This is a genomic window from Chitinophaga sp. sic0106 (assembly GCF_019219075.1).
In the GTDB taxonomy this organism is placed as follows: domain Bacteria; phylum Bacteroidota; class Bacteroidia; order Chitinophagales; family Chitinophagaceae; genus Chitinophaga.
On record NZ_JAHUWJ010000010.1, the window covers coordinates 152919 to 165783 of the forward strand.

The following is a 12865-nucleotide window of genomic DNA, read 5'->3' on the forward strand; positions in this document are numbered from 1 at the left end:
GCAAGCGGTTTGATTTCCGACTTTGAAATAAACCATTATTTTTGATAAAATTTTAATGTCAATTGAAGTATCGTCACATTCTAATTATCGTCTTACTCATCCTGGTTGTTGACCAGTCTTTGAAGTTCTGGATTAAGACAAATATGTTCATGCAGCAGGAATTCATCATATTCCCTAACTGGTTCCGCATACATTTCATTGAAAATGAAGGGATGGCGTATGGACTTAAGTTCGGTGGCGATTTTGGGAAGATCTTCCTGACATTATTCCGCCTGGTAGCCGTGGTATTTGGTTTTTATTATCTGAACAAGCTGGTAAAGGAAAAGTATCACAAAGGCCTGCTGATCTGCGGTGCGCTGATCCTCGCGGGTGCTGCCGGCAATCTGATCGACAGTATGTTTTATGGGTTGATCTTTAACGACAGCATAGGTTACGAAGTGGCTAAGTTTATGCCGGAAGGCGGCGGCTACGGCAGCTTCCTGCATGGCCGTGTGGTGGACATGCTGTATTTCCCCCTGTACGAAGGTTACCTGCCTAGCTGGGTGCCATTCAAAGGAGGGGACTATTTCGTGTTTTTCCGACCGGTGTTTAACGTGGCCGATGCGGCAATTTCTGTAGGTGTGGTAACCATATTGCTGTTCCAGAAACGTTTCTTTGCAGCACATCAGACACCAAAGCAACCGACAGAGTCAAATAATACCGTGACCAACGATCATATCGCGTAATTCACATCTCACTAAAAATAATAGCACCCGGAGGGATTAAATTCCTCCGGGTTTTTTATTTTACGTACAAATCATATCCGACACTATGGTGATGAATTACCTTCGAAGCACTATAAAAGCAATGGCTTGTTGCCTCCTGTTGCTGGTAGCAGGCAGCTTGAGCTACCTGCCTGCCCATGCACAGAAAGCCCCCAATTTTAAAGGCATTGACATCCAGGGCAATACGGTGCAATTAGCCGATTACAAAGGCAAATATCTATTACTCGATTTCTGGGCGACCTGGTGCCATCCATGTATGGCGAAAGTGCCATTCCTTAAAAAAATCCGAAATAAATATCCTGAAAGCAAGCTGGCGATGGTAGGCATAAATCTGGATGACACAAAAGGCGCCGCTGTGAATGCGGTCAGGCAGGCAAAAATGAACTGGACAACCATACACGATCCCGAAAAAATACCCGGCTCCTATGGTGTATACTATATTCCTATGCTTTACCTGATCGATCCGAGCGGCAAAATCATATATAATAATGACCGCCAAACAGAGGCAGAACTGCTGGAAATCCTTGACCGTATATAGCCAGGTGCCAGTTATTACATCGTTAACCCACAGTATTCCCTGCCTGATGGGCCGGAATATTTGCAATATTTCACATTGACTTTCAATGTATTAAGAAATAATTTTCTATTTCGCTTTGAAATAATGAAAAGCCGCGCTACATTTGTCTACTAATTCTATAGACTATATGGCTTTCAAAAATAAAATGCGGTATTTCTTAGTTCGATGTTGATCCCCAACAACGACACGCACCCCGTAATTCAATCAATAATCTAATTTTCACACGCATAGTTATGTATAAGTTTTTACCACTGGTTAAATACCTGTTTGCTATACTGGTATTCAGTCCTTTCTTTGCGCAAGCCCAGCTGAATGGCTCCTACGTGATCGAAGGAAAGATTGCCGATGACCGGGGGAGTGGACTCCCCGGCGCCTCCATCCAGATAAAAGGGACCTCTTTCGGTACCACTACGGATTCTATCGGGCATTTTAGTCTCACCACTAATACTAAGTTTCCCTACAAGCTGGTGATACGCCTGATCGGCTACCAGCCGCAGGAGTTTGAAGTAAAAAGCAGCAACAGCAAACTGGCCATACAGCTCTATACGCAGTCGCTCCTGGTAAATGAAGTGGTAGTATCCGCCAGCCGCCAGCAGGAAAAGCTGTTGCGCTCACCGGTGACCATTGAAAAGCTGGACATAAGGGCACTGAAAGAAACGCCGTCCTCCACTTTTTATGATGCCCTCGGCAACCTCAAAGGCGTACAGATGACCACCGCCGGCCTGACCTTCAAAGTGTTCAACACCCGTGGTTTCAACGTACCCAACAACTTCCGCTTTATGCAGCTGGTGGATGGTGTGGATAACCAGGCTGCCACCCTGGGCGTACCCCTGGGTAACGCTATCGGACCTACGGAGCTGGATATCTCCAGCGTGGAAGTGACGCCAGGCGCCTCTTCCGCACTGTACGGCATGAACGCCATCAACGGTATGTCCAACCTCACCACTAAAAATCCTTTCACCTACCAGGGAGTAAGCGTATACCAGAAAATCGCGTTTAACCATTTCGACGGTAACGGCAGCAGCCCTAAGCCTATCACGGAAACGGCTATACGCTACGCACAATCCTATGCACCCTGGTTTGCCTGGAAAATCAATTTCAGCTACATGGAAGGTACCGACTGGTATGCGGATAACCGCTCCGACTTCAACCCGCAAACCAAAGCCAATCCAGACTTTCCGCAGTTAAGCGGCGCGAATAATATCGCCAATGACGGTTGGAATAAATATGGCGACAACTCCAATATCCAGATCATTGATAAGGATGGTCGCGCCTATAACGTACGCCGCACCGGCTATTGGGAAAAAGACCTCGCCGGCGACTACAAGGTACGCAACACCAAAGTGGACGGTAGCCTCAACTTCCGCCTGCCACATAAACTGGAGCTGTCCTATGCGTACCGCTATGGCCTCATGGATGGTTTCTTCCAACGGGGTAACCGCATAGGCCTCAGAAACGTAATTGTGCAGAATCATAAGATTGAACTCGTGCACCCTGACTTTACCCTGCGCTCCTATGTATCCATTGAAAACACCGGCGATTCCTATAACATGAATCCGCTGGCAGACAATCTCGAGAAATCATTCAAGACAGATAAAAAATGGCAGGCAGATTATACTGCTGCCCTGAACGCCGCGCTCACCAACAGCTCCGACCTCGTTGCAGCACATCAGGCAGCACGGGCAGCAGCAGACCAGGGAAGGTTTACACCCGGCACCGCAGCATTTGATGCACAGCTGGCAAAAATCAAAAGTGTGAACGACTGGGATATTTACCCTACCTCCAAAAATCCGGAGAACACCACCGGTGGTGCTGCACTCCTTCAAATGAGCCGCTTCTACCACACAGAGGGCACCTGGAACCTGCGTAAATACGTGCATTTCATGGATGTACTGGTAGGCGCCGACTACAGAACATACGAAATCATACCGGATGGTAACAATTTCGTAGACTTCTCGCAGCCGCTCGACAAACGCAGTCAACCTGGCGGAAAGCACATCTGGTACGGTAAATACGGTGGATTTGTACAGGGTGCTAAAACCTTCTTCAACGATGCGCTGAAGGTCACCGCATCCCTGCGATATGATAAAAACGAACAGTTCGAAGGGAAGATCAACCCACGCATTGCAGCAGTATACAGTATTAAAGACAAGCATAATTTCCGTCTCAGCTGGCAGAACGGTTTCCGCTTCCCATCCCTGTTTGAAGCCTATAGCTTTGTCAATAACGGACAGGTAAGGCGTGTAGGTGGTTTAGCCTTCATTGAAGAAGGCCTCGGTTACTTCAAGAACTCCTACCTTACCAGCTCTGTAGATGCCTTTGGTGTAGCAGTCAATAAAACCATCAATGCCGAACATATCAGCAAAGACGCCGCTGCCGCTAAAAACGCCAGTGTACTGAAAATCGCCAACCTCGATCCGATTGTACCGGAAGAAATCCATTCTTTCGAAGGCGGTTATAAAGCGGTACTATTCAATAACAAACTCTTTATTGATGTGGATGGGTACTATTCTACCTACAAACATTTTATTGGCCAGGTAGAAGCAGTGGTACCTACCAGCGGTAATGTTAACAATCCGGACGCATCAGTGTTGAATCAAATGCTGGATAAGAGTTTACAGAGTCGCTACCGTGTATGGACCAACAGTAAATCCACTGTGAATAACTATGGTTTTGCCGTAGCCGTTACCTACGATATCTACAAATCATTTACCGTGAGTGCCAACGCCAACTATAACAAGCTGGGGCAGGATAAAACAAAAGACGATGCGCTGATTCCGGGCTTCAATACTCCTGACTGGTTTGCGAATGTGAGCTTTGGTAACAGGAATGTATTGCCTAACCTCGGCTTCAACGTGGTGTGGCACTGGCAGAATACTTTCTACTGGCAGAACCTTTTTGGTAACGGAGATGTGCCTGCTTACAGCACTGTAGATGCGCAGGTAACCTATCGTGTACCGAAGATCAAAACAGCGTTTAAGCTGGGGGCTTCGAACTTGTTTAACAGCTCTTATTTTCAGTATGTGGGAGGACCTACGATCAGGGGATTGTATTACTTCTCGATTACGTTTGATGATGTGTTTAAGAAGAAGGGATGATAAAATTTTGTTTGCATAAAAAACGCCAGGGCCTTCGGTCCTGGCGTTTTTTATTACTGGCCTGACGCTATCACCGCCAGGCTTTTTTGTTTAAAAGCCTGGAATACCGGCCTTATTTGCGGTGCATCCTAAATTTTCACTTCGTTAACTAACGGTTCTCCCTTTTCAAAGCAGGCAATATTACTCAAGGTCGTTTCTGCAATCTGCGTGAGTGCTTCATGTGTAAAGAAGCCCTGATGTGAAGTGATCACTACGTTAGGAAACGTAATCAACCTTGACCATACATCGTCCTGAATAATTTCGCTGGAGAGATCGTGAAAGAATAAATTTTCTTCCTGTTCGTATACATCGATGGCGAGTGCGCCGATGTGGCAATTTTTGAGTGCTTCTATCACCGCTTTGGTATCAATGAGGCCACCACGGCTGGTATTGAGCAGAAACACCCCACGCTTCATTTTTGTAATGGTACTGGTATTTATGAGGTGTTTGGTTTCCGGTGTAAGCGGGCAATGCAGGGAAATAATATCTGCCTGTTCGAAAAGATTTTCTAATGAAACATATTCTACACCTGCTTTTTCAAGCGCTTCATTTTTATACATGTCATAGGCGACTACCTTACAACCGAAGCCCATCATGATGCGGCAGAAGATAGCTCCGATATTACCGGTACCAATTACGCCCACTGTTTTACCATAAAGATCAAATCCTTCGAGACCGTTGAGTGTAAAATTATTATCACGTATACGGTTATACGCTTTATAGATTTTACGGTTAAGACCGAGCAACAATGCTACGGCATGTTCTGCTACAGCATGCGGCGAATAGGCCGGTACGCGCACCACTGGCAGCTTTAGTTCCGCAGCAGCTTTCAGGTCTACGTTATTGAAACCTGCAGCACGCAGGGCAATGAGACGGATGCCTTGGTTGTATAGCTGATGCAGCACGGGTGCATCGAGGTGGTCGTTTACAAAAGCACAAACTACACTTTCACCGGGTTTCACAAGTGCGGCGTTGTCCGGGTTCAGGGGGTATTCGAGGAAGCGGAGGCGATAGTGGTATTTTTCATTTGCCGTTGTGAAGTATTTAATATCGTACGGCTGTGCGCTATAGAATAGTATATCCATTTCCGTTGTTGTTGGGTGAACAACAATTTAGCAAAAAGAAGGGGTTTTATTAAAGCGATTTTGAGGTAGTACTGGCCACCTTCGGTGGCTGTTGGCTGAGTTCCGCGCTGCGCGCGGAACTCGCCGAAACAATATTATTTTCTTTATTTGATTTCGCCAACCATGTGTGCAGGCACTACCCACTCATCGAATTCAGCAGGGGTTACATAACCCAGTTTCACTGCCATTTCTTTCAGTGTGGTACCTTCTTTGTGTGCTTTCTGTGCGATTTCAGCAGCTTTGTAATAACCAATTTTGGTATTGAGTGCTGTAACGAGCATGAGCGAGTTTTCCACGTGCTTTTTGATATTTGCTTCGATAGGTTCGATACCTTCAGCGCATTTATCGTTGAAGCTTACGCAGCCATCACCGATGAGGCGTGCGGAGTGGAGGAAGTTATAGATCATTACCGGTTTGAACACGTTCAGTTCGAAGTGGCCGGTAGCACCGCCAATGTTGATGGCCACATCGTTACCCAGTACCTGAGCAACAATCATGCTGAGGGCTTCACATTGGGTAGGATTTACTTTACCGGGCATGATAGAGGAACCTGGTTCGTTATCCGGGATATGGATTTCGCCGATACCTGCGCGTGGGCCGGAGCTCAGCATACGGATATCGTTGGCGATTTTCATCAGGCTTACGGCAACTGTTTTCAGGGCGCCGTGTGCTTCCACGATAGCGTCGTGCGCAGCGAGGGCTTCGAATTTGTTTTCAGCGGTGATGAAAGGCAGACCGGTTAAGTCGGCAATATTTTTAGCTACGTTTTCAGAGTAGCCTTTAGGCGTATTGATACCAGTACCAACGGCGGTACCGCCCAGGGCGAGTTCGCTGAGGTGAGCCAGGGTATTGTTGATTGCTTTCAGACCGTGATCCAGCTGGGATACATAGCCGCTAATTTCCTGGCCCAGGGTGAGCGGGGTAGCGTCCATGAAGTGGGTACGACCGATTTTTACAACATGCTTGAATGCTTCTGCTTTCTGGTGCAGGGTATCGCGGAGCTTTTTAATACCCGGGATGGTAGTTTCCACCAGGATTTTATAAGCAGCGATGTGCATGGCAGTAGGGAAGGTATCGTTGGAGGACTGTGATTTATTCACGTCATCATTTGGATGCAGGAATTTTTCTTTATCCGTGAGCTGGCCACCTTGCAGTACGTGTCCGCGGTAGGCTACTACTTCGTTCACGTTCATGTTGGACTGGGTACCGGAACCGGTTTGCCATACTACGAGCGGGAATTCGTTATCCAGTTTACCTTCCAGAATTTCGTCACAAACGCGGCCGATGAGGTCACTTTTTTCCTGGGGCAGCACGCCTGCCTGGAAGTTGGTCAATGCGGCTGCTTTTTTCAGGTACGCAAAAGCCTTGATAATTTCCTTAGGCATTTTGTTGATGTCCTGTGCAATTTTGAAATTTTCAATGGAGCGCTGTGTCTGAGCGCCATAATAAGCATTTGCAGGCACTTTCACCTCGCCCATTGTGTCTTTCTCTATTCTGAATTCCATAGCGTAAACTTTTAAGGCTACAAAAGTAGCTATTTCAGGATTATTCGCCTTTGAAATTCGGACGTCTTTTCTCAATAAAGGCGCTGGCGCCCTCTTGCAGGTCTTTTGTGGCAAAGCAGGCTGCAAATTCCTTTACTTCGGTTTCAAATCCGTCCTGATCCTTGTCCAGCGCGGCATTGGCGCATTTTACCACCCTGGCAATGGCCAATGGCGCTTTAGCGTGGATTTTTTCCAGGAGTCCCTTAGCTTTGGGCAGCAGCTCTGCCAGGGATGTTACATGATTTACCAGTCCCCATTTCAGGGCATCTGCGGCATCTATCATATCTCCGGTCATCATGAGCTCGATGGCTTTTCCTTTACCGATCAGCTGCGTAAGTCGCTGAGTACCACCGTATCCGGGAATCAGGCCCAGGTTTACTTCTGGCTGTCCGAAACGGGCATTCTCGCTCGCAATACGGAAGTGGCAGGCCATAGCAAGCTCGCAGCCACCGCCGAGTGCAAAGCCGTTTACCGCGGCTATAATGGGTTTGGGACTATTTTCTATCCTATGGAAGATGACATGGCCTTTTTTTGCCAGCTCCTCGCCCTCTTTAGGTGATAATTTAAGAAATTCGGAAATATCGGCACCGGCCACAAAGGCTTTTTCGCCCGCACCTGTAATGATAGCGCTTTTGATGGCGGCGTTGCTATAAACCTCGTCTATAGCCAGCGCCAACTCAGCCATTACCATCTGGTTCAGTGCATTCATTTTGTCCGGGCGGTTGATGGTGATGATGAGTGAACTATTCTCCAGTTGTGTGCTAATTGTCTGATACATGAACCGTGTTTTAGTGTATCCAATATTAAGCATTTTGTTTTGATCCGCCTGCGGAAAGCACAAATCCCCATCGCCTGTGGCGATGGGGATTTGCAGGAAGGGCGGCTGCCCGTTGTTGCAAGCGGGCTGCCACCGGCTGCCTGGCTTACAACAAATCCTAGTATTCTATTTCCATCTTGGCGTTACCGCTTTTGAAGCGCACATAGTTGCTTTTTTTATGTGCTTTTTTATAGAGATGGGTATTGAAGCTATAGCTCATGGTCACGAAAAACAGCTTGGCATCGAGGTGTTCGTAAGGCTTCACGTTCAAGCCGGTCAGCTTATCCTTCACCGTAAAATCCTGGTTAAAGAAGTTTTGCGGATAGTATTGCACTTTGAGGCCAAAGCCTGGTGCGAAGCGCATACCAGCAAATACGGAAGGCATCAGCAGGGGAGTGCGATCGCTGAACCATTCATTGAATTTATCCACTTTATCACCGTTTTCGAAGCGTTTTTCCTTGTAGTTGAAGGCCAGGTCACATTCTGCACCGGCAAAGAAGAACCAGGTACCACGGTGCACATCGCCCACCTTAAAGCCCAGGGGCACACCGAGGGTATATACACGCTGTTTCAGTTTCAAATCGTCTGTAGGCTTGGTGATGATACCAATATTTTTGATATTGAGTCCGGAGAAAATACCGAAGTTGCGGCCGAAATCCTTATTCACATTGGTTCCTACGTTGAAAAAGAAGGTAAAACGGGGCACCATGGGTACGTGGGCACCGTTATCTTTTACCTGGGCAAAGGACAGCAGTGCGCCTTCGCCGCCATTAGTTCTGTAAATACTTTTGCGGGATTTAGGGTATCTGCCGAAGATAATACTGAAAATCGCCTCTTTCTTTGACTCCGTAGAGTCGACGGAGGTAGTAGTGGTTTTAGCAGAGTCGGACTCCTGGGCAATAGCTGGCCCCATGGCTGCAATCAGCAGCAAAACTAATACAGTAATAGATTTTAAGCTCATAAAATGGCGGTTGTATATTAGGTAATTGGATGAAATCTACCCAAAAGACGACTCACCTTTTAAAAAGTTACGGCTACCAGATAAAAATATTAGAAATTTCTGTGAGATGCCACCCATTCGCCTATATAGGCTGCAATGTCCTGGGTACTGGTACCGGGGGGAAACAGCGCGCCAACGCCCAGTTCCTGGAGTTCTTTCATATCTGTATCGGGAATTATACCGCCACCTGTGAGCAGTACGTCGTTCATATTATTTTCTTTCATCAAGGCTATTAACCTTGGGAAAACGGTCATATGGGCACCGGAGAGGATACTTACCCCAATAGCATCCACGTCTTCCTGGAGCGCTGCATTTACCACCATTTCGGGGGTCTGGCGCAGGCCAGTGTAAATCACTTCCATGCCGGCGTCTCTGAGTGCTGCCGCAATTACTTTCGCGCCCCTGTCATGGCCATCAAGGCCCACTTTTGCTACCAATACACGCACGGGACGATTCAAAGGGTTGACCATACCTATTATCGATTAAGTTCCTAAAGGTAAGGAAAACCTTCCCACTATTCCGTACATTTGCGAACACATTTATATACTTTATGAGCGAAGAAAGGTCACTCAATTTCATAGAACAAATCGTAGAAGAAGATCTGGCCAAAGGATCCACAGGAGGACGCGTACTCACACGTTTCCCGCCAGAACCGAACGGCTACCTGCATATAGGTCACGCCAAGTCAATCGTATTAAACTTTGGCCTGGCACAAAAATACAATGGCGCTACAAACCTCCGTTTTGATGATACCAACCCGGTAACAGAAGATACGGAGTATGTGGACTCCATCCGTGAAGACATCAAATGGATGGGCTTTACCTGGCAGCAGGAACTGTATGCCTCCGATTACTTTGAGCAGCTGTACCAATTTGCCGTAACGCTGATCAAAAAAGGGCTTGCCTACGTAGAAGACGCTACCGCAGAGGAAATTGCCGCTATGAAAGGTACACCTACCACTCCTGGCGTGGCCAGCCCTGCCAGAAGTCGCTCCGTGGAAGAAAACCTCGACCTGTTTGCGCGCATGCGTAACGGTGAATTCAAAGACGGTGAAAAAACACTGCGCGCTAAAGTAGATATGGCTTCGCCTAACATGCACATGCGCGACCCGCTGATGTACCGCATTAAACATGCGCATCACCACCGTACCGGCGATAAATGGTGCATTTATCCGATGTACGACTTTGCACATGGCCAGAGCGACAGCATCGAAAAAATCACCCATTCCATCTGTACGCTGGAGTTCATTCCTCACCGTGCACTGTACGACTGGTTCATCAAAGAACTGGATATCTATCCTAGTCACCAGTACGAGTTTTCACGCCTGAACCTGAACTACACGGTAATGAGCAAACGTAAGCTCAAACAACTGGTGGAAGAAAACCATGTGGCCGGCTGGGATGATCCCCGCATGCCTACGATCAGTGGCTTACGCCGCCGTGGTTACACCGCTGCCAGCATCCGCAATTTCTGCGAACGTGTGGGTGTACAAAAACGTGATAACGTAATTGAATATAGTCTCCTCGAATTCTGTATCCGCGAGGAACTCAATAAAACCGCTAACCGCGCTATGGCCGTGCTGGACCCTGTGAAACTGGTACTTACCAACTATCCGGAAGGACTGGTGGAAGAACTGGAAGCAGAAAACAACCCGGAAGATCCAAACAGCGGTAGCCGTAAACTGCCTTTCAGCAATACATTGTACATAGAGCGGGAAGACTTCATGGAGAACCCTCCGAAGAAATACTTCCGTCTCGGCCCTGGTATGATGGTGCGCCTGAAAAATGCCTACATCATTAAAGGAGAAAGTGTGGAGAAAGATGCGGATGGTAACATTACCACCATCTATGCGACTTACCTGCCTGAAAGCAAGAGTGGTGGTGAGGGTTCCGGCATGACCGTGAAAGGTACCATCCACTGGGTGAGCGCAGCACATGCCGCAGCGGCAGAGGTAAGGTTATACGACCGCCTGTTTACCGTTGAAAACCCAGCCATGGAAGAAGGCGACTTCAAATCCTTTATCAACAAGGACTCCCTGCAGGTGGTTACTACTGCTTATGTGGAGCCGGGTCTGGTGCAGGCAAAACCTGGCGACAGATTCCAGTTTATGCGTAAGGGTTATTTCTCTGTTGATCCTGATTCCAGCAGTAAGAAGCTGGTATTCAACAGAACCGTTACCCTGAAAGATGCATGGGCAAAGGAAAGCGCTAAAGCAGCGAAATAATTTATATCTCTATAAGCACAAAAAAGTCCCTGCCACATGGCAGGGACTTTTTTGTGTATGATTAAATATAATTACGCCTGACTGGCGGCTTCTGCAGCTTTTTTGTACGCATCAACGCCAATGGCTATACGCTTTTGAGTTTCTGTAACACCAAGGGTGGAGGCGATATCGAACACCGGAGGACCGAATTTACCACCGGTGAGCATGATACGGAAAGGCAGTTGCAGTTCACCTACTTTAATGCCCATTTCAGCAGCGAGCTCTTTGAAGCTGGCTTCGAGATCTGCGGCGGCAGGCTGTTTTGGCAGTTTATCCAGCTTAGGCAGCCAGGTGGTGAAGAACTTTTCCTTATCAGCATTCCACTTAGGCAGCACGGCAGCGGTGTCATGTGAAGCCGGGCGCTCGAAGAAGAAGAAGCTGTGCTCCCAGAATTCAGACAGTACGTAGAGGCGTTCTTTCACGAGGCCTGCCACGGTAGCGATAAAGCCAAGGTCCGCATGTACATCTTTCTCTGCCAGCATAGGCTGGAGGAGAGTGGCCAGGCTTTGGTTGTCTTTATGATGAATATACTGGTGGTTAAACCACTTCGCTTTTTCGAAATCGAATTTAGCACCTGCCTTGTGTACGCGGTCCATAGAAAACTTCGCGATCAGTTCTTCCATAGAGAAGATTTCCTGTTCGGTACCATCATTCCAGCCGAGCATTACCAGCATGTTGATAAATGCTTCCGGCAGGAAACCCAGTTCACGGAAGCCTTTGGTGAGGTCGCCGAACTTAGGATCTTTCCAGTTCATAGCATACACCGGGAAACCGAGGCGGTCGCCATCACGTTTGCTGAGCTTACCGTTACCATCAGGTTTGAGGATCAGCGGTAAGTGCGCCCATTCAGGCATGTCAGCTTCCCATCCCAGGTATTTCCACAGGAGGATGTGAACGGGAGCAGAAGGCAGCCATTCTTCCCCGCGGAAGGCGTGGGTGATTTTCATGAGGTAGTCATCTACTACCACTGCGAGGTGATAGGTAGGCATACCGTCTGCTTTGAGCAGTACTTTATCATCTACCAGGCCGGTATGGAAGCTCACTTCGCCTCTGATCATGTCAGTGAAGATAAGCGTTTCATTTTCCGGCATTTTGATGCGGATCACATGTGGTGTTTGTGCGTCCAGCAGTGCTTTCAGTTCAGTCTCCGTCATATTGAGGGAGTTCCTCATTTTCACACGGGTTCTGTGATCGTACTGTGGGGATGGGTTTTCCGGAGATTTATATTTCTCACGGAAAGCTTCCAGTTCTTCCGGAGTATCAAAAGCATAGTAGGCATGACCGGAGGCTACCAGTTTTTCTGCGTACTGGCGGTATAATGCTTTACGCTCGCTTTGGCGGTAAGGCTCGTACTGGCCGCCCTTTTCAGGGCTTTCGTCCGGTTCAAGGCCACACCAGCGAAGGCATTCATTGATATATTCCTCCGCACCCGGTACATAGCGGGTCTGGTCTGTATCTTCGATACGCAGCACAAATTCTCCTTTGTGATGCTTTGCAAATAAGTAGTTGAACAATACGGTGCGCACACCGCCGAGGTGTAAGCCACCAGTGGGACTGGGCGCAAAACGCACTCTTACTTTCCTGTTATTCATAATGGACAAAGTTAAGGGTTTAGGATATGGCTTCCAGCATTAATCCC

Annotated in this window: 10 protein-coding genes; 4 read left to right on the forward strand and 6 right to left on the reverse strand. The window is 47.7% G+C overall.

Annotated features, from left to right (window positions below; genetic code table 11):
• Positions 1–62 precede the first annotated feature (62 nt).
• The 3 genes from KW844_RS16505 to KW844_RS16515 all read left to right on the forward strand — a co-directional run bounded on the left by KW844_RS16505 (position 63) and on the right by KW844_RS16515 (position 4439).
• Complete coding sequence (locus tag KW844_RS16505; protein ID WP_218377886.1) at positions 63–725, forward strand: lipoprotein signal peptidase; 663 nt, start codon at positions 63–65, stop codon at positions 723–725.
• 85 nt (positions 726–810) lie between these two features.
• A complete protein-coding gene (locus tag KW844_RS16510; protein ID WP_218377887.1) occupies positions 811–1302 on the forward strand; it encodes a TlpA disulfide reductase family protein in 492 nt (163 codons plus the stop codon).
• A 272-nt stretch (positions 1303–1574) separates the two neighbouring features.
• The gene (locus tag KW844_RS16515; RefSeq protein ID WP_218377888.1) at positions 1575–4439 is read left to right on the forward strand and encodes a TonB-dependent receptor domain-containing protein; all 2865 of its coding nucleotides are present in this window, start codon (positions 1575–1577) and stop codon (positions 4437–4439) included.
• 128 nt (positions 4440–4567) lie between these two features.
• Here KW844_RS16515 and KW844_RS16520 read toward each other — a convergent pair whose 3' ends face one another.
• The 5 genes from KW844_RS16520 to KW844_RS16540 form a co-directional block, all read right to left on the reverse strand.
• Positions 4568–5563, reverse strand: coding sequence for a 2-hydroxyacid dehydrogenase (locus tag KW844_RS16520; protein WP_218377889.1), 996 nt, complete (start codon positions 5561–5563; stop codon positions 4568–4570).
• A gap of 143 nt (positions 5564–5706) precedes the next feature.
• Complete coding sequence (gene fumC, locus KW844_RS16525) at positions 5707–7107, reverse strand: class II fumarate hydratase (RefSeq protein ID WP_218377890.1); 1401 nt, start codon at positions 7105–7107, stop codon at positions 5707–5709.
• Between the two features lie 40 nt (positions 7108–7147).
• A complete protein-coding gene (locus tag KW844_RS16530; RefSeq protein ID WP_218377891.1) occupies positions 7148–7924 on the reverse strand; it encodes an enoyl-CoA hydratase/isomerase family protein in 777 nt (258 codons plus the stop codon).
• 157 nt (positions 7925–8081) lie between these two features.
• A complete protein-coding gene (locus KW844_RS16535; protein ID WP_218377892.1) occupies positions 8082–8924 on the reverse strand; it encodes a PorT family protein in 843 nt (280 codons plus the stop codon).
• Positions 8925–9013: 89 nt separating this feature from the next.
• Complete coding sequence (locus KW844_RS16540) at positions 9014–9433, reverse strand: cobalamin B12-binding domain-containing protein (RefSeq protein WP_218377893.1); 420 nt, start codon at positions 9431–9433, stop codon at positions 9014–9016.
• Between the two features lie 80 nt (positions 9434–9513).
• On the opposite strand from KW844_RS16540, the gene KW844_RS16545 reads away from it, so the two are divergent.
• Complete coding sequence (locus tag KW844_RS16545; RefSeq protein WP_218377894.1) at positions 9514–11187, forward strand: glutamine--tRNA ligase/YqeY domain fusion protein; 1674 nt, start codon at positions 9514–9516, stop codon at positions 11185–11187.
• A 71-nt stretch (positions 11188–11258) separates the two neighbouring features.
• On the opposite strand, the gene gltX is transcribed toward KW844_RS16545, so the two are convergent.
• Positions 11259–12818: a glutamate--tRNA ligase gene (gene gltX, locus KW844_RS16550; protein ID WP_218377895.1), complete on the reverse strand. Its 1560-nt coding sequence runs from the start codon at positions 12816–12818 to the stop codon at positions 11259–11261.
• Between the last annotated feature and the right edge of the window lie 47 nt (positions 12819–12865).